15 protein-coding genes are annotated in these 25,028 nt (G+C 38.0%); 7 read left to right on the top strand and 8 right to left on the bottom strand.

Features of this window, described 5'->3' with window-relative positions; genetic code table 11:
- Positions 1-20 precede the first annotated feature (20 nt).
- The 6 genes from PCI70_RS06030 (at position 21) to PCI70_RS06005 (ending at position 7,298) form a co-directional block, all read left to right on the top strand.
- Positions 21-2,207: a primosomal protein N' gene (locus PCI70_RS06030; RefSeq protein ID WP_269914439.1), complete on the top strand. Its 2,187-nt coding sequence runs from the start codon at positions 21-23 to the stop codon at positions 2,205-2,207.
- Between the two features lie 12 nt (positions 2,208-2,219).
- The gene (locus tag PCI70_RS06025; protein WP_269914438.1) at positions 2,220-3,641 is read left to right on the top strand and encodes a cation:proton antiporter domain-containing protein; all 1,422 of its coding nucleotides are present in this window, start codon (positions 2,220-2,222) and stop codon (positions 3,639-3,641) included.
- Positions 3,642-3,684: 43 nt separating this feature from the next.
- The gene (hslO, locus tag PCI70_RS06020; RefSeq protein ID WP_269914437.1) at positions 3,685-4,560 is read left to right on the top strand and encodes an Hsp33 family molecular chaperone HslO; all 876 of its coding nucleotides are present in this window, start codon (positions 3,685-3,687) and stop codon (positions 4,558-4,560) included.
- A gap of 60 nt (positions 4,561-4,620) precedes the next feature.
- Positions 4,621-5,982 (top strand): flavin monoamine oxidase family protein, encoded by a 1,362-nt coding sequence (locus PCI70_RS06015; protein WP_269914436.1) that lies wholly within the window; start codon positions 4,621-4,623, stop codon positions 5,980-5,982.
- 103 nt (positions 5,983-6,085) lie between these two features.
- Positions 6,086-6,967 carry a DnaJ C-terminal domain-containing protein gene (locus tag PCI70_RS06010; protein WP_269914435.1) on the top strand — a complete coding sequence of 294 codons (882 nt, stop codon included), beginning with the start codon at positions 6,086-6,088 and terminating at the stop codon, positions 6,965-6,967.
- A gap of 13 nt (positions 6,968-6,980) precedes the next feature.
- The gene (locus PCI70_RS06005) at positions 6,981-7,298 is read left to right on the top strand and encodes a chaperone modulator CbpM (protein ID WP_269914434.1); all 318 of its coding nucleotides are present in this window, start codon (positions 6,981-6,983) and stop codon (positions 7,296-7,298) included.
- Between the two features lie 295 nt (positions 7,299-7,593).
- Here the strand turns inward: PCI70_RS06005 and PCI70_RS06000 are convergent, their stop codons facing one another.
- Both PCI70_RS06000 and PCI70_RS05995 read right to left on the bottom strand, forming a co-directional pair.
- Positions 7,594-7,995 (bottom strand): gamma-glutamylcyclotransferase family protein, encoded by a 402-nt coding sequence (locus PCI70_RS06000; RefSeq protein WP_269914433.1) that lies wholly within the window; start codon positions 7,993-7,995, stop codon positions 7,594-7,596.
- 3 nt (positions 7,996-7,998) lie between these two features.
- Positions 7,999-8,847, bottom strand: a complete 849-nt coding sequence (locus PCI70_RS05995) for a Cof-type HAD-IIB family hydrolase (protein WP_269914432.1) — start codon at positions 8,845-8,847, stop codon at positions 7,999-8,001.
- A gap of 192 nt (positions 8,848-9,039) precedes the next feature.
- On the opposite strand from PCI70_RS05995, the gene PCI70_RS05990 reads away from it, so the two are divergent.
- Positions 9,040-11,256: a TonB-dependent siderophore receptor gene (locus PCI70_RS05990; protein WP_269914431.1), complete on the top strand. Its 2,217-nt coding sequence runs from the start codon at positions 9,040-9,042 to the stop codon at positions 11,254-11,256.
- A gap of 33 nt (positions 11,257-11,289) precedes the next feature.
- Here PCI70_RS05990 and PCI70_RS05985 read toward each other — a convergent pair whose 3' ends face one another.
- The 6 genes from PCI70_RS05985 to PCI70_RS05960 all read right to left on the bottom strand — a co-directional run bounded on the left by PCI70_RS05985 (position 11,290) and on the right by PCI70_RS05960 (position 24,932).
- A complete protein-coding gene (locus tag PCI70_RS05985; RefSeq protein ID WP_269914430.1) occupies positions 11,290-12,510 on the bottom strand; it encodes a magnesium transporter CorA family protein in 1,221 nt (406 codons plus the stop codon).
- A 79-nt stretch (positions 12,511-12,589) separates the two neighbouring features.
- Positions 12,590-14,713 (bottom strand): polyribonucleotide nucleotidyltransferase, encoded by a 2,124-nt coding sequence (pnp, locus tag PCI70_RS05980; RefSeq protein ID WP_269914557.1) that lies wholly within the window; start codon positions 14,711-14,713, stop codon positions 12,590-12,592.
- 205 nt (positions 14,714-14,918) lie between these two features.
- Positions 14,919-15,188: a 30S ribosomal protein S15 gene (rpsO, locus tag PCI70_RS05975; protein ID WP_269914429.1), complete on the bottom strand. Its 270-nt coding sequence runs from the start codon at positions 15,186-15,188 to the stop codon at positions 14,919-14,921.
- A gap of 702 nt (positions 15,189-15,890) precedes the next feature.
- Complete coding sequence (recD, locus tag PCI70_RS05970) at positions 15,891-17,660, bottom strand: exodeoxyribonuclease V subunit alpha (protein ID WP_269914428.1); 1,770 nt, start codon at positions 17,658-17,660, stop codon at positions 15,891-15,893.
- A 57-nt stretch (positions 17,661-17,717) separates the two neighbouring features.
- Positions 17,718-21,317, bottom strand: a complete 3,600-nt coding sequence (locus tag PCI70_RS05965; protein ID WP_269914427.1) for a UvrD-helicase domain-containing protein — start codon at positions 21,315-21,317, stop codon at positions 17,718-17,720.
- The gene (locus PCI70_RS05960; RefSeq protein ID WP_269914426.1) at positions 21,318-24,932 is read right to left on the bottom strand and encodes an exodeoxyribonuclease V subunit gamma; all 3,615 of its coding nucleotides are present in this window, start codon (positions 24,930-24,932) and stop codon (positions 21,318-21,320) included.
- Positions 24,933-25,028 lie beyond the last annotated feature (96 nt).

Raw genomic sequence — 25,028 nt, 5'->3', positions numbered from 1 at the left:
TTTCTACTTAAGGATATGCTATGAACCCACTTCGTGTGCAGGTTGCCGTACCTGTTCCGCTTTATGATTGCTTTGATTATGAAGTCACGGCACACCAATATGCACAAGTTTGTGTGGGTATGCGTGTACTTGTACCTTTTGGACGGCAACGTCTAGTGGGTATTGTAATGGGTAAACAAGACACGCCTTTTGAGTCTAGCTTTAAGCTTAAATCTATTTTAGATATTCTTGATGAACACAGTTTAATTGACGATATTACTTTTAAACTATTAACATGGTCATCAAAATATTATTTGTTTCCATTGGGCGATGTGATGCACTGTGCATTTCCTACTCTGCTCAGACAAGGCAAACCATACAACTTGCTTGCTCGCAATTGGAAAATAACTGATCCCAATGCACAGGACAAAATTAAACGTTCACTCAAACAGCAAGATGCTTACAAACTCTTAAAACTAAAACCACAAGGTACGCCCGAGAATATTTTAACCATGAGTGGCATAGAAACAGCCACACTCAAAGCCCTCGAAAAAAAGCAAATCATTGAATTTGACTTACAACAAATAGATTTTAAACCTGAACCTATGAAATTGGCAGAAATGCCCCTAACTCCCAACCCAGACCAACAAACTGCCATTACCCACATCAATAAAGAACTCAAACACTACCATGCTTTTTTATTAGACGGCGTGACAGGTAGTGGCAAAACAGAAGTGTACTTGCAGGTTATGCAAAAGGTACTTGAACAGGGCAAACAAGTCTTGGTTCTTGTGCCTGAAATCGGGCTAACACCACAAACTATTTCACGTTTTCAATCACGTTTTCATTGTCATATTGATGTGCTTCATTCGGGTTTAAATGACACCAAACGCTTACAAGCATGGCAACATGCCCAAACAGGTAAAGCCTCTATTATTTTGGGTACACGTTCTGCAATCTATACGCCTTTACCCAATCTAGGGCTGATTATTTTAGATGAAGAACATGACTTATCGTTTAAGCAACAAGAAGGCTTTCGTTACCATGCCCGTGATGTTGCGTTATACCGTGCATATCTCACAAAATGTCCTATTATTTTAGGCTCTGCTACACCTAGTATTGATAGCCTTGCACTGGTTGATCAGCACAAAATTACACACCTGCAACTGAACCAACGTGCAGGCAATGCCTTACTGCCTAAAGTGCATGTATTAGACTTAAAAGTTGCACCCAAACAACATGGGTTAAGTGAACATCTTATCCATCAAATTAAAGATCGCCTGAGTAAAAACGAACAAGTTTTAATTTTTTTAAACCGTAGAGGCTATGCCCCTGTTTTAATGTGTGAGGCATGTTCTTGGCAAGCTAACTGCCCACGCTGCGATGCTCACTTTACCATTCATACGCACCCTTATACGCATTTGCACTGCCATCATTGTGGTCTTATTCAACGTATGCCTGACGATTGCCCCGAATGCAAACACAATACGTTAAAACCTATTGGTATGGGGACGGCAAAAGTTGAAGATGGACTTAACGAACTGTTCCCCGATTATGATGTGATTCGTGTAGATAGAGACAGCACATCTAAAGTAGGCAGTTGGCAAAAAATTCTAGATAAAATTCATCAAAGCCAACCGCTTATTTTATTGGGTACACAAATGCTTGCCAAAGGACATCATTTTCCGTATGTAACATTAGTTGCCATTTTGGATATTGATGGGGGTCTGCTGAGTGTCGATTTTAGAGCACCCGAACGTACAGCACAGCTCATCACACAAGTTTCGGGACGTGCAGGACGTGGTGAACAAAAGGGCGATGTTTACTTACAGACTTTACGCCCTGAGCATCCTATTTTTAATACCCTTGTGCATCACGACTACCGCACTTTTGCCAAAGAAACCCTACAAGAACGTAAAAGTGCACTCTTACCCCCTTATCGCTACACCATTTTATTACGATGTGAAGCCCGTACAGCCGAGCAAAATTTAGATTTTTTAACACACATTGCCGAACAGCTCAGACACAACAGTCAAAATGAGATCGAAATTTGGGGACCTATTCCTGCGCCGATGCAACGCAAAGCAGGACGTTTTCACGCTCACATGGTACTACTTGCTACAGATCGGGCACGATTGCATTATTATGTAGAGTATTGGTGGGCAAGTCTTCAAATACCACCACAAATTCGCTTGACGTTAGACGTTGATCCGCAAGAACTTAACTAATTCAGGACATCTATGTCTGTTTTACTACAAATAACACTTTTTTTGGGTACGGCGGTTTTGATTGTACCTTTAGCTAAATATTTACGTTTACCTGCTGTTTTAAGCTATTTTTTGGCAGGTCTTGTTGCTCATTGTTATATAACGCTTCCTCAAGATTTTCTAAACTTGAGTATCATTTTACTTATGCTCATGATGGGGTTTAATTTTGAGCGCCCCAAACAGTGGCAAGTGGGGACTATCTTTACGTTAGTCAGTAGTTTAGTCCTTACAGCCATTACATGGTCAGTCTTTGGACAATATCTAGTCAGTAGTATGATTATTGGTTTTTCACTTGCGTTGTCTTCTCATTTTTTAAGTTCTCATCAACAGCACAATATTTTAAATACACAAATGATTATTGTTGTTCTTTTACTTACTATTTTACCTGTTCTGGCAGATGAGCAATCGATTCAACATGGTGTAGCAAATCTTTCAGTGACGGTGGCATGTCTAAGCGGATTATTGCTCATAAATCAAATTTTAATTAAAACCTCGCATTACTTAATCGTATCGGCATTTATCGTTGGGCTTGCCTTAACCATAGTGCAGGTTTTTAATATTCATCCTGCTATTGGTGCATTGTTTGCAGGTATTACCCTTGCCAATAGCCCATTTAAACATCAACTTACTGCATGCTTTATGCCATTTAAAGAAGTCGCGATTGGCTTATTCTTTATGATGATTGGTATTAATACACATCTAAATACCGTTATTGAATACCCGATTGCCATTTTAACAGGCACATTAACGCTTATTGCTTGCAAGGCATTGATTATGTTTGGGCTGAGTTATCGTAAACAAGGACAACTGATCAGCGTTGCATTAGCACAAGCAGGTGAACTTTCGCTCATTGTAATTATTTCCACAAGCAATCAACAACTTATCGACACACCCGAGCCACTGATTTGGGTTACCCTATGTTCAATGGCTTGCACACCGCTACTGTATAGACTTGTACAAAAATACATGCCGCAACCCTCTACACAGACAAGCACATATGATGTGACCATTATTGGATTTGGTAATTTTGGTACATTGGTGGGGTGTATTGCACAATCTCAAAATATTGAATTTTGTGTCGTAGATAAAAAGCCTGCACAACCTCATATTCATTGGCATCAAGCAGATGCAACCCAATACCAACAACTGCAAAACGTCAATCTTGAACAGACAAAAACGGTAGTCATTGCGCTTTCTGATCTTGAGGATGCCCTCAATGTTGCACGTTATCTCACTTTAAACTATCCACATATTCAAATTTTAACGCGTTCACACAGTGCCTATGAAGCCCAACTGTTTAAAGATTTAGGAATTCAATATGTTTATCAGGAGGTTGAAACGTCGGCGGTTCAACTTTCTAGACAATTGATTGACCTGCACAAACCTGCCTTGTGATTTATAATAGTGCCACCATTTAAACAGGGTATCGGAGGAATATATGCCAAACTTACGCCAACGTTTTTATGTTGAAGACTGCCCTGTTCGTGGTGAAGTCGTTCATGTAGAAGATGCGTTACAGACCATTTTAGCGCAAAAAGATTATCCCCAAGCTATTCAAGTTCTATTGGGTGAAATGCTGACTGCAACCGCTTTGCTTGCTAGTACCCTTAAAATAAAAGGACGTATTAGCTTACAAATTCAGGCACAAGGCTCATTTAAATGGGCAATGGCAGAGTGCAACCATTTAGGGCAAATTCGTGGATTAGCAGACTTTGAAGCCGACCCACGTTTTGAGCAAGCCACTAACAGCAGTACTGTATTTGCAACATTAGTTCAGCCTGTTTTATTTATTAATATTGAGCCTGAATTTGGCGAGCGTTACCAAGGAATTGTACCTTTAGATAAGCCGACGCTTGCACAGTGCTTAATGCAGTATTACGATTTATCTGCACAAATTCCAACGCAAATTACCCTTGCAAGTACACCACAACGCGCAGGTGGTTTACTCATTCAGTTATTACCACGTAATAACGAAGAAGAGCAAAACTTTGTAGATGAAGATCTTTGGCCACGTCTTAAAATGCTGACCGAAACGCTTAAACCTGAAGAGCTTACAGATTTAGAAGCCAACGAAATTCTATATCGTTTATATAACGAAGAAGACATTCGCTTACCTGAACCTGAACCTCTTGAGTTTGCCTGCACCTGTTCACGCGAAAAATGTGAAACGGCGCTTGTACAAATTGGTGTGGATGCTGTAAAAGAAACTCTCGAAATTCAAAATCCAATTACAATGGATTGCCAATTCTGTAATGCACAATATCGCTTTACTGCCGAACAAGCACTCGGTTTGTTTGGTGAGCATTTAAGTTAATTGCATTTTAGATCATATAAAAAGAGCAATTTATTTGCTCTTTTTTATTAGGATACCATTATGTTCAAACCTATCAAAACACGCCTTATGTGTATCGCTGTCATGAGCTTATGTATGTCACAACTTTATGCAAAACCGCCTATTATTATTGTGGGTGCAGGTACAGCAGGATTAAGTGCAGCGCAAACGCTACAAAAAGCAGGCGAAGAAGTTTTAGTCTTAGAAGCGCGTGACCGTATAGGAGGACGGGTTTATTCACAAACAATGCCAAAGCATACATTAGATTTAGGCGCATCTTGGATTCACGGTATTGAGGGTGGCAACCCCATTTGGAAAATTGCGCAACAAAATAAAATTAAAACGGTTGTATATGATTACGATGAGTCAACTTATTTCCATGATAATGGACAAGCTTTTAATAAAAAAGAACAACAAACCTTTGAACATGCCATTGAAAAAATTGAAAAAAAACTGAACCAAGCTGCACCCAACACCAATGCAGATGATGCTGTAAAGAATGCACTTGAACATACTTCTTTTAAAAATAAATCGTTTAATGAAACTGATCTTAAAAGACTGGTTTATAGTTTCTATAGCTATACAGCAACAGATCCCTACGCCACATCTCTCAATCAACTTTCTGCCCACTATACAGATTTTGAAGGCTATTTTCCTGGCGATGAGGTTATTTTTCCTAAAGGCTATCATCAAATTATTGATGTACTTGGAAAAGGAATTAAAATTCAAAAAAATACCCAAATTGAACAAGTAATGTTACTTAATGATGGCGTTGAACTCGTCGATCAAAATAACCAACACTATACTGCTTCTAAAGTAATTATTACTGTACCTTTGGGTGTGCTTCAGCATCATAAAATTAAATTTACGCCTGAATTACCAAATGAATATCAAAATTCGATTCAAAATATTGGATTTGGTTCATTTAATAAAGTGTTTGTGGAATTAGATAAGCCTTTAGCTCTGCCTGCCAAACACTTAAAAAATGATATTTATTATCAATATAAAGGACAATGGTTTAATATTTTAGATCTGTCTAAACCTTATAAAAAACCCATGTATTTATTTTTATTTGGTGGCCCTTATTCACAATGGGTAGATCATGCCAGTAATGAGCAGGTATGGGCTCTTATTCATGATGGATTAAATCAAAACTTCAAGCATATACCGTTAAAACCTAAAAACATAACAATTACCCGTTGGGGAAGCGACCCATATAGCTATGGTTCGTTTAGTTTTCCAACACCGCAATATAATAAAACACTGGTAGATACACTGACAGCTCCTATTCAAAACAAAATTTACTTTGCAGGTGAACATACCAATTTTGAATATTCCGGTACTGTTCATGGCGCTTATATTTCGGGGCAAGAAACGGCAAATCGAATTTTAAATCAGCCATAATTTTGGTTATTTTTAGAACAACAAGAATACAACACAATCATACTATTGCTTAATATTTAATCTAAGTATGGTGTAGGTATACCTAGTATTCCTCGCTATGCTTATGCCTAAAAATTACTATGAAGCACTTGGGGTTGACCGCGACGCAACACCAGAACAAATAAAAAAAGCGTATCGTAAACTTGCTCGAAAGTATCATCCCGATGTAAGCAAGGAAAACGATGCTGAAGCTAAAATGCAAGAAATTAATGTGGCTTATGACACACTAAGCCATACTGAAAAAAAAGCAGAATATGATCACCAACTTGATCATCCTCAAGGGCAACATCAGCATTATAGTCAAGATCAGCAAGGTTTTAGCGGTTTTGAAGACCTTTTTGGGCGGTTTGGTGCAGGTTTTGGTGGTGCGCGTCATCAAACCCATGCTTATAAAGGCGAAGATCAACATGCCTCTATTGAAGTGCCTATTCAGGTCGCTTATCAAGGCTCAACACAGCACATCACCCTACAAATTCCAACTTACAATGCTTATGGTGAACCTGAAGTTCAGCGCAAAACTTTAGAGATTAAAATTCCCAAAGGTTTAAAAGCAGGACAACAAATTCGTTTGACTAAACAAGGACAAGCTGGCATTAACGGTGGTGAAAACGGCGATTTATATATCGAAGTGCATTATCAAAATACAGCAGATGTTACGGTTGAAGATACAGATGTCTTTTTAACCACAAATATTAGCCCATGGGAAGCCGTTTTAGGTAGAACCATTCAAGTACAAACCCCTGCCGGTCTCTTGCAAATTAACCTTCCTAAAAATGCAAAGACAGGGCAAAAATTACGTTTAAAAGACAAAGGAATTCCTGCAAAAACCGCAGGACAACTGTATTTAATTTTGAATATTGTTTTACCTGATGTGCAGAATCAGCAAGATCAACACGCATTTGAACAACTTGCCCAACACTTTAAACACTTTAACCCGCGTGGGTGATTAGGAGTCCCAAATGACAACCATTCATTACCGTGAAATAACCACTCAGGGTGCTCAGCATCCTGAAATTGTAGATGATGAGCTAAGTTTAGACCAATTTGCACAAGCATGTGGGCAAACTCAAAGTTGGATTTTACAACTGCTCGAATATGAAATTTTACCTACACGCTCTCAACAGGTTTATACCTTCTTAAGCGATGATGTAACGCGTGCACGGCGTGCCTATCGTTTACAGCGTGATTTTGATGCCTCTTTTTCTGCTGTTGCCATGATGCTTGACTTAATTGATGAAGTACAACAGCTCAGACGCCAAGTTAAATTTGTTCATTAAATAAAGTAGGTACAGAGCGATACTGTACCTTTTTTAAAACATTTTAATTTTGTTAGTGACATTCTTTTAAAGATAATCATTAATTTAAAATAATAACTCTACGGTTCTACGGTTCTACGGTTCTACGGTTCTACGGTTCTACGGTTCTACGGTTCTACGGTTCTACGGTTCTACGGTTCTACGGTTCTACGGTTCTACGGTTCTACGGTTCTACGGTTCTACGGTTAAATTATCTTTGATACTGCAATAAGGTAAAGAAACACCATCCGTTTTAAGCAAATTATATTGAAACTCTTTATTTTAGAAATCCAACCAAATTGATTAAAAAATTGAATATATCAATTACATTCCAAAAATTTTCACTTGGTTTTTGTTGATACAACCATGCCTTTTTACCCGATTTTAACTCAACCCTTACACGTTCATAATTTTCAGCTTCATAATCATCTATTTTGAGTAACTCTGCCCCTGTAACTTCTAAAATAGAGCCATGAATTTCTTGGGTAGAAGCATTATTTTTTACCAAAATAGGATGAAAAGGCTCGCCACTTTGTTTAATGACCAGTGGATCCTTAATCTCGATTAATTTTTTCTCATAGCCCACTAAAATATCTTTAGAAACACATAAAGTTCTATTTAAAAGCTGTTGCTGTACTTGAGGATTTTGCAGTGTGCCATAAGAAAATATAAAAGCCATGCATTACTCTTGTTTAGCCAATTGATGGATTAAATCTTCTGTATTTTGTGCATGTAATACACAATCGAGTACATTGAGTACGCCTTCTTCCTCATTGCTTCTTACCACATAACTTGCAACATCTTTGAGTTCATCAACTGCATTTTTCATTGCAATGCCATAACCTGCTTTCTCAACCATTTCAATATCATTATTATTATCACCAATTGCTAAAATTTCGTGATCTGCAACTTGCCATTGTTTTTGTAAAAACGCTAACCCATAGGCTTTATGTTTTTTTGGCACAATTAGATCAATAAACCCAAATCCACTCGATACCATTTTCACTTGTTGTTGTTCAATATAGGTTTTCTTTTTAAGGGCATTTTGCAATGTGTCAAAATCAAAATGTTGCGTATTGATGGTCACTTTGCAAATCTCATCATCAATATTTAGTAAGTTTTCTACACTGGTGAGGCGCTTAAAATATTTATTAAGCTTAGGCATATCACTTTGAGGAACTTTTTGGCTGATATATGCACCTTTTTTACCACACACAATCGTGGCTTGTTCATACTGTGTTATTAAATCAGTCAAAAGCTGTTCTTTAATTTTTTGCGAAAAATGAGAAAAATGGATTTCCTCTGTGCCACTCATTACAAATGCGCCATTTTCTGCCACATAACTAATTTCGTTGGCAATCTCGGGAAAATAGTTTTTAAGGGTATACAACTGATTACCACTTGCCACAACAAAATGAATACCACGTTCTTTTAACTGTTGGTATTGTTGTAAAAAGCGTTGTTTATTGTATTTTTTTTCTTCATTTAAGAAAGTGCCGTCCATATCAACAGCGATGAGTTTTACTGTCATTCACACCTCTACTTTTATTATTTGTAATTCAGTATAGCGCGAACATATGACAAATTTGTGATTTAACTTGTTTCTTTAATGTATAAAACAACACCAAATTTGTATCTTTTGATAATTAAAATGTTATTGATAATCTTTCTCAAATGATACAAAATAAGACTTACTTCCACTTATTCACGTGCACGATTATCTATGTTGTCTGCAAAACTTTCCACTCGTCTTACAACACTTTCTTTAAGTCTCCTTATCTGCTCATGGGCTTATGCTAATGACGCTATGGATGTTGCTCAACCTCTAGAGACGATTGTCGTTAAAGGTCAAACCTCTTTACCCTATCAAACTGAAAAGAGTAAAAGTTATACCACTTCAAGCATGCGTACTACCACAGGCTTAGACTTAAGTGCCAAAGAAACACCTCAATCTGTAAGTGTTATTACGCAACAACAACTTAAAAATCGTGGCACAACAACACTGGCAGATGCTTTAAAGCAAACAACAGGCATCAATGTTATTCAAGATTCAGGACGTTATCGTTTTCAATCTCGTGGTTTTTATATTGACCAAATTGAAGAAGATGGTTTAAGCAGTACAGTTCCTGGTTCATCTTCTAACCCTTACCGTAGTTCTAGTAGCTCTACTAGCCTAGATATTTATGATCATGTTGAGGTTTTACGTGGTGCATCAGGCTTAACACAAGGTAATGCTGAACCAGGTGGCACAATCAATGTGATTCGTAAACACCCAACCGAAGATTTTCAAGCTCAAGGTTATATACAAGCAGGTACTTGGAATAATGTACGCTCAATGGCTGATGTTTCAGGTAGTTTAAATCAAGATAAAACTATTCGTGGACGCATGGTGGCTGCAGGTGGCTCATCAGACTCATTTAAAAATAATGTATCGAGTGATGATCGCTTACTTTATGGTGTTTTAGATTTCGACTTAAATCCAAACACGCTTTTACGTATTGGGGCACTTTACGAAAAAAGCAACGATACACCTGACTACTACGGTATTCCAATGGCTGCCAATGGTGCAGATAGCCATTTGCCAAACTCGACTTTTTTAGGAGCAAGTTGGTCAAATATAGAGTATGAAAAATACAATGTATTTACTGAGTTAGAACATAATTTTAATGATGATTGGAAAATTTCTGGAAAAGTAAATGCGAACTTTAATAAGTCAATCACAAAATTTTCAGGGCTTTCCAAACTTACCACAAGTTATACAGGACTAACCGATAGCAATTCAAGCCTTCCGACCAACAATAAAAATTATTACGATAATGATGGTAAAGAAATAACAGCTAAAATTAACTTAAATGGTAAATACAATTTATTTGGCAACACGCACGATTTATTTGTCATCGCAAATTATTCTAAATTGAATGAGAACTCTGAATGGCGACGTGTTTTAGATTCCACAGCATATGATGTGTGGACATTTAATCCAAATATGATTAGTCAGCCAGATTGGAGTAATGATAGCCTTTTAGATAACAATACATTCTATAAAACACAAATTGAACAGACTGCACTGGCTTTAGGAACACGTTTTAACTTCCTCAACGATTTTCATTTACTGGTGGGTGGTCGTTACACACAATATCATTACAAAGGTTCAACGTATTATCGTATCTATAATGGCTCATACGATGGTGAATATGCGACCAGTGACGTCAAAAAGAATAAGTTTATTCCTTATGCAGGTTTAACTTATGATATTACACCTAATACAAGTGCCTATTTAAGCCATACAGAAATTTTTAAGCCTCAAAGTAATAGAAATTCAGCAGGTGAAGTATTGTCACCTGTCGTGGGTAAAAATGATGAAATTGGCTTAAAATCCGCATTCTTTAATAACCGTTTAAATACATCCCTGGCTTTATTCCAAATAGAACAAGAAAATCGTGCAATTTATAACACAGCAACATTATCTTACTTTGCAGATGGAAAAGTGCGTAGCCGTGGGGTAGAAGCTGAAGTTTCGGGTAAATTGACAGATCAACTTGAACTTTTTGCAGGCTATACGTTTAATAAAAGTAAATATTTAGAAACTGAAAGCACAAGCTATCCAGCAGGAACTAACTTCAGCAAACATACGCCAGAACATATGTTTAGACTCTCATCACAATACCAATTTGGTGGTGAGCTAGAAAAATGGTCAGCAGGCGTTGGATTATCTGCTCAATCAGATACAAGTAGTTTATACAATATCCATCAAGGGGGTTATACCCTACTCAATGCCAATATCCGTTACGATATTAATCAAAACCTTTCGGTTAATTTGATTGGTAATAACCTCACAAACAAACGTTACTACCAAAATCAAAAAACACGTATGGAAGGTGGTAATAACTACTTAGGCGACCCTATTAATGCGATGTTACGTGTAGATTGGAAATACTAAGTTTAAGAAGCCAGAGCACTTGCTTTGGCTTTTTTAATTTTTTCTATTTGTTATTTTTTCCATGCCTTTTTTGATCGGTTGCATATCCACAAATGAGAAAATATTAATATTTTTCTGATGATGCGATTGTGACAACATATCAATTACACTTTTTTTGCCACGCCCTACCAAATGACGACGATAAAAATAAACAATGAGTAATACTGTACAAATAAGCATAGCAATTAACATCATCCAAAAACCTTGTGGCGATTTCAGCCCAGGAATAAACTCAAAGTTCATACCATAAATGCCTGTAAGCAAAGTTAAAGGTGCAAAGACTGCGGTAATGATGGCTAAAATTCGCATATTTTCATTGGTTTGGTTTGAAATAGCAGAAAAATGTAAATCTATCGCAGATTGAATAGAACTTCTTAAACGTGACGTATGTTTTTGGATACGTTCTATATGGCTCACCAAATCGTTTAACCGCACTAAAATTAAATCTAAAGATTCTGTTTTTTTCTGATCTGTTAAATGATGATAATCTTCTACCACCTCATCTCTGAGTTCTTGAAGTACCTCAATTTGTTCTTCACACAAATTTTCAACTTGCTGAAATGCCATGTTTTCTTGTAACAATGGTTGCCATTTTTTAAAAGAATGACTACGTTGTAATAGTTCGGTTTGCCAATATTCTACACGGCGTGTTAATGGCACACGTAACCCTAAATAATCATCAATAATATTGTTTAAAAGACGCATCGTTAAATTGAGGGGCGTATTCGGCAATTTACGCATACGGTTTTGTTCTTTGGTTGGCTTCTTAAGTGTGCCTTCCAAGCGTTCTAAATACATCTCAACTGATTTATTACCCCGTTCACTTACCGTAATTAACGCATGTGGTGCAATAATAAAATTAACAGGGGTAGTCACTAAACCAAATTCACTGTTATGTTGTTCTAAGCTTTTTTCTGTTTCTAAATTAATATGATCTTCTGGCGTAATCAGCTTACGAAAAATCAAGCTGTCATAATTCTCCATGGCATCAAATGCACAAGGGTGCTCTAAATTTAAAATATCTAAAATATGAAATTCATTAATTGAAATATTAGTCAGTTGTTTTATTTTTTCTTGCCATTGGTCGCTGTGTCCAATGACATCCTCTCTTAGACTATCTACCCATAAAAATAAAAGATGATGTGTCGTGTTTTCTTCGGTCGTTACAAAAATATGGTTTTCTTGAGCGTGGCGGTAAAAATAGTAAACTTGCATAACCCATCATCAATTTGTCTTTATTTTTATGATGCCACAAAAAAGCCCGCATAAAGCGAGCTTTTCTTTAAATCAACAATTATTCAGCTGCTGGTGCAACTGCTGCTGACGCTTCTTCTTGCTGTGCAACGTCTTTCATGCTCAATTTAATACGACCACGGTTATCGACGTCTTGTACTTGTACTTTCACTTCTTGACCTTCCGTTAAAACGTCTGCAACGTTGGCAATACGCTCGTTCGAAATTTGAGAAATGTGAAGTAAACCATCAGTACCTGGCATAATGTTTACAAATGCACCAAATTCAACAATACGGATTACTTTACCCACGTAAATTTTACCTGGTTCAATTTCTGCTGTTAACGCTTGGATTTTTGCAATTGCTGCTTTCGCTGCTGCTTTAGACTCACCAAATACACGTACTGTACCGTTGTCTTCAATATCAATCGCTGCTTTTGTTTCTTCTGTAATTTGACGGATGGTTGCACCACCTTTACCAATTACATCACGGATTTTATCAGGATTAATGCTGATTACTTCAAACGTTGGTGCATGTGCATTAATTTCTGGACGCGCACGAGAAATCACTTTGTTCATTTCATTTAAAATATGCATACGACCAGCAAACGCTTGGTTTAATGCCACTTCCATGATTTCTTCAGTGATGCCTTCAATTTTGATATCCATTTGAAGTGCAGTAATACCGTTTGCAGAACCTGCTACTTTAAAGTCCATATCACCTAAATGATCTTCATCACCTAAGATGTCAGACAATACAGCAAAACGCTCGCCTTCTTTTACTAGACCCATTGCAATACCTGCAACTGGTGCTTTTAATGGTACACCTGCGTCCATAAGAGAAAGTGATGCACCACATACTGATGCCATAGAAGAAGAACCGTTTGACTCTGTAATATCAGACACAATACGGATTACATATGGGAAACGGTCGATTGGTGGAAGTACAGCTTGTACACCACGGCGTGCCAAACGACCATGACCAATTTCACGACGCTTAGGACCAGACTCACGACCTGTCTCACCTACAGAGTATGCAGGGAAGTTGTAGTGCAACATGAAGTTGTCAGTTTTTGTACCCGCTAATGTATCTACCATTAACGCATCACGCGTGTTACCCAAAGTCGTTGTTACTAACGCCTGAGTTTCACCACGCGTAAATAATGCAGAACCGTGTGTACGCTCTAAAACACCCACTTGAACGTCTAACGCACGTACAGTTTTAGTATCACGACCATCGATACGTGGCTTACCAGACAAAATGTTGTCACGTACAGTACGGTATTTTAAATCGTCAAATAAGTAGTTAACTTCGTCTGCAATACCTGCTTCGTCTTCTTCAGGTACAAACTGCGCTACAGCTTCATCATATAAAGCACCTAATGCTGCATAACGATCTTGTTTAACCGCAATTGTGTATGCTTCAGAAATTTTTGCTTCAAATGCTTCTTTTAATTTTGCACGTAACTCTTCGTTGTGTGTTGGCGCAGACCATTCACTACGTTGTACGCCAACTGCTGCAGCAAATTCGTTGATTGCTTGAATCGCCACTTGCATTTCGTCGTGACCATACAATACAGCACCTAACATTTGGTCTTCTGAAAGCTCTTTTGCTTCAGACTCAACCATCAATACAGCTGTTTCTGTACCTGCAACCACTAAGTCTAGGTCTGACTGTGCAATTTGCTCATGATTTGGGTTAAGAACGTATTCACCGTTAATTAAACCAACACGTGCAGCACCAATAGGACCATTAAATGGCGTATCTGAAATTGCAAGTGCAGCAGATGTACCTAGCATTGCAGCAATATCTGCATCCATTGTTTTATCAGAAGAGATAACGCTTGCTGTTACTTGTACTTCGTTATAGTAACCTTCTGGAAATAACGGACGAATTGGACGGTCAATTAAACGAGAAATTAGTGTTTCTGCTTCAGATGCACGACCTTCACGCTTACCGTAACCACCTGGAATACGACCTGCTGCATATTGTTTTTCTTGGTAGTTTACAGTTAGTGGGAAAAAGTCTTGACCTGATTTCGCTGTTGGTTGAGCAACCACAGCCACGAGTACAGACACACCACCCATTGTCACTAAAACAGAGTTTGCTTGACGTGCAACACGACCTGTTTCTAAAACAACTTGCTGTTGACCAAATTGAAATTCTTTACGAACGATATTAAACATCGACATATTATTTTTCCTATCTTTTATTCTAGTGGCGACCCCTAAGGTTTGCATTCACACATGTAAATGGCAAAGCTTAGAAGCCCAAGCTCACTAGAGTTTACACACAAAGAAGGAGCGAACATTCGCCCCTTCTAGATGACTTAGCAATACACTAAGCCCTGCTTTATTTTCAGCAATGCCGAAAACATGCGGTTAAATCGAATTAACGACGTAAACCTAAAGCACCAATTAACGCTACATAACGACCATGGTCTTTACCATTTAAGTAGTCAAGTAATTTACGACGTTGGTTAACCATACGGATTAAACCGCGACGGCTATGGTGGTCGTGTTTATGAGCTTTAAAGTGTGACTGTAAATCATTGATTTGAGCAGACAATAAAGCAACCTGTACTTCTGGAGAACCAGTGTCGTTTTCTGCACGAGCAAATTTAGCGATGATGTCAGCGCGGTCTTGGTTAGTTAAAGCCATTCGATTTCTCCGAGATGCTTATAAAATTAATGAATCTGATATAAATCAATTTATAAAAATTGACTGCCGTGCATCACTACAGCAATGGTTATATTAAGTGAAAAATGGTGAAATTGCAAAAATTACCCAATAAAAAAAGCCCAAATTTCTTTGGGCTTTCATGCGCTATATTATTATTCTTTGATTTATACCAGCGACTCGCTTCGCTATTATTTTTACTTTTTTTGTTCTGTCCTGCGAAAGTTATATTGCCCTGATTGCTTTATTTAAAATAGAGCAATTGACCTCTATCTATGTGAGCATTTTCGTACATATTTTATTCACATTTTAATAAGATGAGATAAGTATTTATTTTTTAAGTAACTTAAAAAATTTCCCTATCAATTAATTTATTTTGACCAAGATTTAATCTTTAAATTTTTTATCTACTGGATTGGATATTTTGGAACAGTAGTTCTACTATTTACAGTTAAAATAAAAAAGCCCTGTAGTCTCTCCCAAAACTACAAGGCTTAGCGGCTGTAAATTTCTTCTCTGTTACTTACATCTTTGTAAGTTCGCTGCCCTTCAGACATTATTATTATCGTTAGCGCGACTTTGTTGCTTTCGTCTTCCTGACTAAGCTTATTTGATGTAAGTATCTTCTCAAAAAAAGATTTGCCCTACTATGCGTTAATGTCTTGATCTTATGTAAGCAATTGCTTACATCTTTGTATTTAAATTGCTACAGACCTGTTTACCTTTAATTTTTCTAATCAATCCGCTCTTACGTTTGGTTTTTATACTTAATGCGCATTGCAGTGCTTGAGGATGAACCAACAAACTTACGACCTTTTTGGCACGGGTAATGGCTGTATAGAGGAGCTCTTGACTCAACAGTTGTTGCGCTTGATTATCTAGTACCACTGCGGTATGTGTAAATTCTGACCCTTGCGATTTATGAATAGTGAGTGCAAATGCAGTTTGAATATGGCGTGGTAAACGTGTTGCATGCATCCACTTATCTAGACTTGGAAAATAAACCTCGTACTGCTGTGGTTCAGTTCTATGCCAAAAACAAATGCCTATGTCACCGTTAGATAAGCCAATTTGGTAGTCGTTTTCGGTCATTATCACTGGACGCCCAACATACCAATCACCCGCTTTTTGACTATATAACACCGTTTCTTGTAGCAACTGTTGTTCCATATAGCGATTAAGCTGTTGAATACCAAACATGCCATAGCGCATGGCAGTCAATATACGGTAATCATCAAATGCTTTGAGTACCTCTTCATAGCCATGCTCTTGTTTTAAATATCCTAGAATAGCTTGGCTATATGTCTTAAATCCGTACCATAATTTTTGTAAATAAAGCTCGGCTTGTTTGATATGCTGTGGCAAATATTCAAGCTGTACAGCGTCTTTTTCTACAGATTCTAAAACAATCGGTTGTAGCTCAGTAGGCTGTACCACGTGTTGTTCAAATTCTTTGAGTTGTGTTTGATGATCTGCTTGTTGAATAAATTTTGCCATACCTCCAATTTGTGCATCATCACTAAAACGGCGGCTATGTTTTAAATTCACATGATGAGCTTGCAATACAGCCTGCAAATCTGCCAAAACAGCCCCAACATCTACCGATGCCAACTGATTTGCATCGCCAAGCAAAATAAGTCGTGCGTTATCAGGCAATGCTTCAAACAATAAAGTCGCTAAATTTAGATCAAGCATTGAGGCTTCATCAACCACCACAATATCGTACGGCAAGGGTTGTTTTAAATTAAATTTTGCCACACCCTGATGCCCCATCCCCAACAAGCGATGCAGTGTCATCGGCGTAAGCATCTGTAACGTGGGTGTCACGTATTCTTTTAAAGTAGCGTCTGAAAAAGCAGCTTGTAAAGCTTCCTGCATTCGCTGTGCAGCTTTACCTGTGGGTGCTGCCATGGCAATTTTAAGATTAGGTTGTGCATGGTGTAAGGCAGCAATAATTCTTGCGAGTGTATAGGTTTTACCCGTACCAGGTCCGCCTGTAATAATATTAAGTCCCTGCTCACATACCATATTTAAGGCTTGGCGTTGGAATTCATCTTTTAAAAGTGTTTGATACGCAGCTGAATCCACACTTTTGGGTATTTGTTGAGTTAAACGGTTCACTTGCAGAGCAAGCCGTTGCTCTAGCGCATAATATCTATACAAATAAAGTAAATTATCTTCAAAAACAAAGGGTGCAAGGTGGTTTTTTTCTGCAAAAGCCACTAAACTGCGCAGCCCTTGTGCCTGTGTACTCGTCACAGGTAAGCAACTGTCACCATTTTGTATGGCATTTAACAGAGTAAGTATGAGTTGTTGTGCGTGTTGCTTTTCATTTTCTGTTGAAAAAACAACCGATTGCGTTAAATATTCTACCCACAGATTTTCCCATCCATTTTCTTGAATGTTTTCTTGTACTAACGCATTTTCCACAACACTATCCTCAAGTTTATTCACAGTCCTATCAACACAGTTATACCCATCTTTTTCCACAGTTGATGTAAAAACAACCACTTACATATAACCTAAAATTGCATCTAATCTTAAAATAAATTCGCTTTCAGGTCGCCAATGGCACACCCCTTGTTCGGGTTGTCCATTCATACCACGTAGATATAAATACGTTGCACCGCCTAAATGTGTATCAATATCGTAGTTGGCAAGCTGTTGTTTTAAATAACGATGTAATGCCACCAAATACAAACTTGCTTGTAACCAATAACTACTTGTGGTCATATTGTCTTGAAGTGCCGTTTCTTGATAATGCACTTGCAAGTCACCTAAAAAATTACTTTTATAATCGGCAATATAAAAAGCACCTTCATACTCATATACCAAATCAATTGCACCCGTTAAAAAGCGTGCCGATTCTGCACGGTATAATTCAGGAATATGAATATCGTACTCTTGTAAAAGTTGATGGATCCGTTGTACCGCAAATACCTTATCAGTCATTGCCAAATAAAAAGGAAATTCTGATAAATAATGATCTTGCTGGAGTTGGCTTAAACTAAAGTCATCGTGTAATGGCGTATTGAGCACATCAAACAACCATGCTTTTACATCGGCAATTAAATTAGGCGCTTGGGTATACTGCTCTAAAATTTGTTGTTGTAAATTTGCATAGTCATTTTTAAAACGGCGTGTAATTTCTAAATCCCACCCTGTAGTATCTTTAAAATCAAGATGCTCAAAAATTTCGTGTAAAAAATTACCTGCTTGTTTGCCCATTGGGAAATGTTGTGCAATCCACGTAATTTTTTCACCTATTGATGTCGGTGTTAAAACAGGTATATCGGTTTCATCGTCTGTTAGCTCGGTATGTTGCTGTTGCTCTGCTAATAAATCTAATGCCTGACGACGATTTAAGTGCTGAGCGAGTGCTGTAAAACTTGTTTTTAATCTTGGATAAAATCGCTGATTTGGTAAAGCAAGTGCATCTAAAACAACTATTTGTTGCTGTTGAGTTTGATACATTAAAGGCTGTTGAACCTCTAATTCATCACTGCTTGCCACATGGCTAAAATTGCCTTGAGCATTTAACCAAAAGGCTAAACCTGTGGTAGAGCTTGCAAATTTTTCACTTAACATGGCATATACACGGTGGCTTGCACGGGTAAGTGCCACATACCAAAGTCGATGCTGTTCTGCCTCTGCACGTTCTTGGTGTTGTTTTAAGGCTTCTTCTTTTAAATTTTCTTTGTCATTAATTTCTAAAATTCGTTCATGCTGTTGCTGTTCATTTATTACACTTGAAAAGTTCAGGGTTTTTTCTTGTTCTTTAAATGAAGCATCTGCACCTAATAAAAACACAATTTTAAACTCTAAACCTTTCGATTGATGAATCGTCATCAACTGTACGCCTGCTTCATCAGACAATTTACGCTCTAATTCCCACTCGCGCTCACTTGGTGAAGCAAGCTGTTTGAAATACCACTGGTATAAATTCTGTGGTCCTTGGTAATGCGTACTATGTTGACTTAATAACTCTGTCAGATGGCGTAAATTAACCACTGTGCGCTCGTTGTCTCGGCTTTTACTTGCCACTGCAGTTTGCCATACATCAAAGCACTTTAAACAATATTGCCATGCGCTTAAGAAGTTACGTTCAAACCACATTTCACGTACTTCATCAAAAATAGTAATGTACTTGCTCAGTCCATCGGCTTGTTTTTCTAAATCTTGTAATTTTGCTAGATTAAAACCTAACATACGGCTGAGTAAAGCCCGCTTGATTTTGGCTTCATCAAATGGATGCATGATTGCGGTTAAAACTGCGGCAACATCCTGGGCAATCGTACTATCAAACACACTGCGTTTAGCAGGACGATTCACCCGAATACCTAAACGCTCTAAATAATATTGCACTTTATCTAAACCAACATGATTTTTAGACAGTACCGCAATATCATTTTCAATAATGGGTGATGTACCCACCATCAAACGGTTTTGTTGTGCTTTTTGTAATAGATGACAAATTTGCCATGCCACTTGCTGATGCTCTTCTGCTGTTTTGTACCAACGTAATGGAGTGAGATTTTCTACGCCATCTTCAATCAAAGCAGGATGCGGTTTTTGCCCTGCTTGTACGGGTAAATACTCAACATCTTCACCAAAGTTAGGTTGTTGTCTAAAGAGTAAATCGACCACCTCGACCAACGGCGTTACTGTACGATAATTATGAATAAGGTTATAAAATTTACCTTTTTTAAGCGTGACATCTTGATGCGCTTTTAAGAAGGTAAGCATGTCACCGCCTCTAAAACCATAAATCGCTTGTTTACGGTCGCCCACCATAATCATACAACCTTGCATATAGCGTTTAGGATTGCGCCAAATACTCGCAAGCATATCGTCTTGGTCTTGGTTGGTGTCTTGGAACTCATCCACCAAAATAAGTGGGTACTGCTTTTGCACAAATTCGGCAAATTTTTGCCCTTGCTCATCTTTTAACGCATCTGCTAGGGTTCGGATTTGTTGCGAAAACGTGGTTTCACTTTTTTGTTGTAACAGTTGTGGTAAACGTTTTTTAACTTCTTGGCATAAATAAAATTTTAAATAATTTTGTGTACCTTTGAGTTGGCTACTCAGCTTTTGTTTTTGCTCAATTAGACAATCAACAACTTGTACCACAGGGTGTTGATGAAAAGCATCAACAATGGCATCATCACATTTATTAAATAAACTTTTTCTGCGTTCGCCTTTGCTGTCTAAAAATAATGTTTCTACCCCTTGCCATATACCTTCTTTAAAAAAAACTTCTGCACCTTTTAACTGAAATTGAGCAATTAAACTTGGAATAGACTCAGCAAAAATAGTGGCAAATTTCTCTTTAGGAAATGCTTTTTTGTTTACAAACTTAAAATAGTCACCTTGCGTATACGGTGCTAAGTCTGTGATTTGATTTTGCACACTTGCCAACTGCTCAAGTGCTCGTTTAAATTGAGTAAAATCTAAATCAGGTTTAATGGGTGTTTCTAGTTTGGCTGTACTAAAATTTAACGCGTCAGACACCAATTTACTGTAAGTCTCTACAGAACCAATCATGCCACTACGATACAACCAATCGACTTGTGTTTGCGATTGTGCTTGCAACCATTCACGCAATACATCATGAATAATTTGATGTGTATATGACTTGACATCTTCTGTTAAATTGGCAGGTTCTATTTTACCACTTTCAAAGGCAAACTCTCGCAGTAGTTTTTGACTAAAACTGTCTAACGTGCCTACAAACAATTCATCTAATTGCTCTGATGCTAACCGTAATCGTTCCGAGGCATAACCTGTTTGATCGGCAAATCTATGCAACAGTAAACTTTCCAGCTCATCGCTGAGCTGTTTTGCTTGTTGTAAATTTTGTTCAACTGTTTGACTCCGCCTTATATCAAAAAAACGGCGCATTTCGTTCACACGTTTGCGTATTCTCAGTTTAAGTTCTGCAGCAGCTTTACGAGTAAACGTCGTCGCAACCACTTGCCTCGGCATATATTTTTCTAAAAAAATACGTACCATCAGTGCAGACAAAGTAAATGTCTTGCCCGACCCTGCCGAAGCCTCAATCCAATGTAGCCCCTCAAACTCAATATCAGCAATGGGTGTGGTGGATATCACTTAATTTTTCTCCGCAGTTTGATGGGCATAAATTGGGGCATAAAGGGGCATTAAAAACTGTTCACATGCTTGTTTAAGCAGTAATGTGGCATCTTGCTCTTGTAATAAAAATTGCCAATCTCGATGGTATTGCGACGATTTATCTCGGTGCACATCAAAGCTAGTAAAAGTATTGGTGTTTTCCCATGCTTTGAGCATTTTTTCTATATCACACTCGCCTGTGGGCTTCCAAAAGGTAAGTTTTTGATCTTTGACTTTTAAAACAAGATCGGCAGGTAAAACCAATGGCGTTTGCCGAGCATAATGCCATGCCTTAAACCACTCATCTAAATAAATTTTAGCTTGCTCACCTGTTACGCCACTGCAAATAATGGTTTGGTCGCTAAACACCACAATACGTTGATGTTCTGCCGTACCTGCAATATGTCTTAACCATAGTAAATACTCTAACCACACCTTAGCACGGCGTTCACCTTTGGCACTTGAGGCTTGCAAGCTCACCCATATGGTTGTACGGCTTTTGGGAGCTTGAAACTGTAAAAATAACTGCGATGTCACCTGCCATGTATATTGTGTGATTGGTGTCGGTTGCGGTGTATATTCATGCAGTTTATCCAATAAATCTTGATACTCTGCTTCGGTACTTTGCCACGCACTTTGGCTTACTTTACCTACAGGCAACTGGTCCAATAACAAGTCTGCATTGGCGTGTTCATTTTGTTGCATAAAATCACGTACCGCATAGCGTGCCAATCCATCTAACACAATCGGTTCTTGCGTATCGGGTAATTCCTCAGGTTTTACATTTTCTATGCCTAGTGTTTTTAAATAAAGTTGTGCAGGAAAAGTCATATCACTGAGCCAGTGCTGACTATTTAACACCTGAATATCCACATTTTCTGCCAAATACCGCTCAAGTGTCCACGGCTCACGTTGTCCTTTAGCAGATTGCAGTTGCTGTGCCACTTTAAACCATTGGTCTTGGTAACGAAATGTAGGATGTAACGCATCAAAAGGCTGTAATGGATGAATGTGGTACAGACTTTCAAGCTGTTTGGGTATTTCAATTTTTGATACTTCAATCAGCTCCTCATCAACATCTGGTGTTTGCACAATAAAGGCTAAATGTGCCATAAGTTCACGCAACACACTCGATGGCTCTCGTATCTCACCATCGTTCACATCAAAACCATTATAAAATAACCAAAAATTTTCTTTGGCAAGCAACAAAGCATCTAAAAATGCCCCTTGGTCATCGTCTAAACGTGAACGATCACCCAAGTACGGACGTAAAGCTTGCATTAAATCAAATGGAATATGCGTATTACGGTTTGGGAAAGTTCCGCTATCTAAATTAAGCAAAACTACCAACTTATACGGCAATGGACGAATACTACCAATTTGGCTAAAGGTGACTTGTCCGCTTGGCTCGGCATTTTCAAGTTGACTATCTATGCCTTGTTGAATTTCTGCTAGTACATACACCAATGGCAGTTGTAAATTATCTAAAGGAATAGATGCATTTTCTTCTTGTTGATGATCGTGATAAATAGACAGCGTCAGCATACGAATATGCTTTTGCAAAATATCTGCCACAGGTTTTAAGTTTTCTTCACCTTGTTGTCTAAACTGTTCGACTTCTTTTTGCAGTATCTTTAACCAAGATTCAACACTTTTCGGCTGTCCTTGTTCATGGCAAATCAGCCAATCACGGCGATGGTTTAAATCTTGGTAAATTTGAATGAGCGTACCAATCAGCTCAAAATCATCAGGGCGTACACGCGTATAACTGAGTTTTTCTTCAAACAGTTGATGCTCAGGTATTGCAATACCTAACGCCAAACGGTCTAACGCAAACTTAAATGTAAATCTAAAATCGGTATCTTCTTGACTTAAAAACCGTACAAGATGTGCTTCATCTAAACCACGTTTAAAGCCTGCATCTTGCAATAAATGTAAAGCACGAGCAACGGTATTAGCATCTAAAGCATAGTATTGTTGCGTGGTTAGCAAACTTAACCAATCGGCAAATTCTTCAAAGCTAAACCGCCCTTGTGGCAACTCCATACGCCCTAACACCGCACGCCACGCATTACTCACATCAAGCTGTGGCACACCACCAATTTTGATGGGTACATAACTTTCTTGGGCTTGCCCTTGCTGTCTAGGTGGTGGTGCAAACACACTCCGAATATACGGTTCTAACGACTTTAAATTGGGCGTGAGTACCAAAATATCATCAAGTTTTCTGCCTTTTTGTTCCGATAACCAATACAACAATTGATCTTTTAAAACTTCTAACTGCCGAATTGCCGAATGACACACATGCACCTGAATTGAACGATCATCTTGTTGCAGTGGATAAGCATGCTGTTCAGGTTCCATCAAATACAAAATATCGGACTGTACTTTGCCTAATAATGTGTCAGGAAAATCATCTAAAAATAAATCAAACCATTCGCCTTCTTCACCCGACGAAAAACCTGCCAATAAGGAAAAATGGTCACGGGCTTGCTTACCAAAACGCGTCAGTAACGGATGGCGTGATTCACGGGCTTCTGAATTAAAACGATGATTAAATTGCTCAAAAAACTGATCAATGGCTTCATCATCGACCACTTTGCCACGTTGTTTATTTTTTTCGATAAAACGCTCTTTTACTTCTAAGTCGTAACGTTTTTTCCAATTTGGATCGACACTATCTGCCCAATATTCTTGCGATGGGTTGTAGTGGTAAATTACCACATCAATATACTGCCCCAAACGGCGTAAAAATTGCAGTTGGCTTGGCGGTAAATCCAATAAAGTAAACACCACCAACTGTTTGGGTAACGTTTTTAAAGCAGTTTTTTGGGTATCGGAATGTTCAAGAGTTTGCCAAAAAGTATGATCAATCTTTTGGATATTCAAAAAATCATTATGAAAAATATGTTGCCACAACCAACGTTGCCATTGTTCTAATTCTTTGGCTTGTTCTAAGTCATATAACGATACCGACTGATCTTTATTTGCCATAAAACGTTCAACGTCAATGGCTTGATCTTTGCCCCATGCACTTAACCAATTTTGTGGGCAGTTACAGTTGTCGGCATGTCCTTTTAAGCAGTACCCGCGATACTGCATATAATGGCTAAACAAGCGTGACACTTGGTCGGCAATCCAATACAACATGCTTTGTTTTTTAAGCTGTTTGTCTAAACCTTCATCTAAATTGAGGGCACTGTCATAAACACGGCTAATTACACCATACAGCGGATGCGTGGCTACAAGGTTTATTTTTTCAGCAGTAATAAAGGGTTTTAGTGCTTCAAAAATTCGCCATTTCATTACCAAACGCGGAATATTAGCTTGGCGAACTTGGTCTTTATCGGTTAAAACTTGCTGATAAATGTACCACTGAAATGATTGAATACGTTGATGATAAATCCGGTTAGCACTGATGCCCTGTTGCTCAGCAATTGATTGCGTCAGCCATTGCTCTACTGCTTTACTTGGTACAATAAAGTGTTGTGTTGCCAACACGCTTAAGGGTGATGTTTTGGGTTGTCCTATTTGTTTTAGCAATGCTTGTAATAAAATATCTAAACATTGACTTTGACAAACATGAATTCCCATAAATTTTCCTTTAAGCTCGCCTTGAAAAACATATTGTAATGTTTATCTTGTTAAAAATATGGCATTTTAGAGTAATGTAATAGATATGGGGGCATC

It is taken from the genome of Acinetobacter sp. HY1485 (genome assembly GCF_027568475.1).
GTDB lineage: Bacteria > Pseudomonadota > Gammaproteobacteria > Pseudomonadales > Moraxellaceae > Acinetobacter.
The sequence above is the reverse complement of the archived record's forward strand: the minus strand, read 5'-3'. Positions and strand labels throughout refer to the sequence as shown.

Bases quoted from the DNA above. Each gene is read 5' to 3' on its own strand.
- PCI70_RS06025 (WP_269914438.1), top strand. From the start codon at position 2,220: ATGTCTGTTTTACTACAAATAACACTTTTTTTGGGTACGGCGGTTTTG.
- hslO (WP_269914437.1), top strand. From the start codon at position 3,685: ATGCCAAACTTACGCCAACGTTTTTATGTTGAAGACTGCCCTGTTCGT.
- PCI70_RS06000 (WP_269914433.1), bottom strand. From the start codon at position 7,995: ATGGCTTTTATATTTTCTTATGGCACACTGCAAAATCCTCAAGTACAG.
- PCI70_RS06005 (WP_269914434.1), top strand. From the start codon at position 6,981: ATGACAACCATTCATTACCGTGAAATAACCACTCAGGGTGCTCAGCAT.
- PCI70_RS06010 (WP_269914435.1), top strand. From the start codon at position 6,086: ATGCCTAAAAATTACTATGAAGCACTTGGGGTTGACCGCGACGCAACA.
- PCI70_RS06030 (WP_269914439.1), top strand. From the start codon at position 21: ATGAACCCACTTCGTGTGCAGGTTGCCGTACCTGTTCCGCTTTATGAT.
- rpsO (WP_269914429.1), bottom strand. From the start codon at position 15,188: ATGGCTTTAACTAACCAAGACCGCGCTGACATCATCGCTAAATTTGCT.
- PCI70_RS06015 (WP_269914436.1), top strand. From the start codon at position 4,621: ATGTTCAAACCTATCAAAACACGCCTTATGTGTATCGCTGTCATGAGC.
- PCI70_RS05990 (WP_269914431.1), top strand. From the start codon at position 9,040: ATGTTGTCTGCAAAACTTTCCACTCGTCTTACAACACTTTCTTTAAGT.
- PCI70_RS05985 (WP_269914430.1), bottom strand. From the start codon at position 12,510: ATGCAAGTTTACTATTTTTACCGCCACGCTCAAGAAAACCATATTTTT.
- PCI70_RS05995 (WP_269914432.1), bottom strand. From the start codon at position 8,847: ATGACAGTAAAACTCATCGCTGTTGATATGGACGGCACTTTCTTAAAT.
- PCI70_RS05960 (WP_269914426.1), bottom strand. From the start codon at position 24,932: ATGGGAATTCATGTTTGTCAAAGTCAATGTTTAGATATTTTATTACAA.
- pnp (WP_269914557.1), bottom strand. From the start codon at position 14,713: ATGTTTAATATCGTTCGTAAAGAATTTCAATTTGGTCAACAGCAAGTT.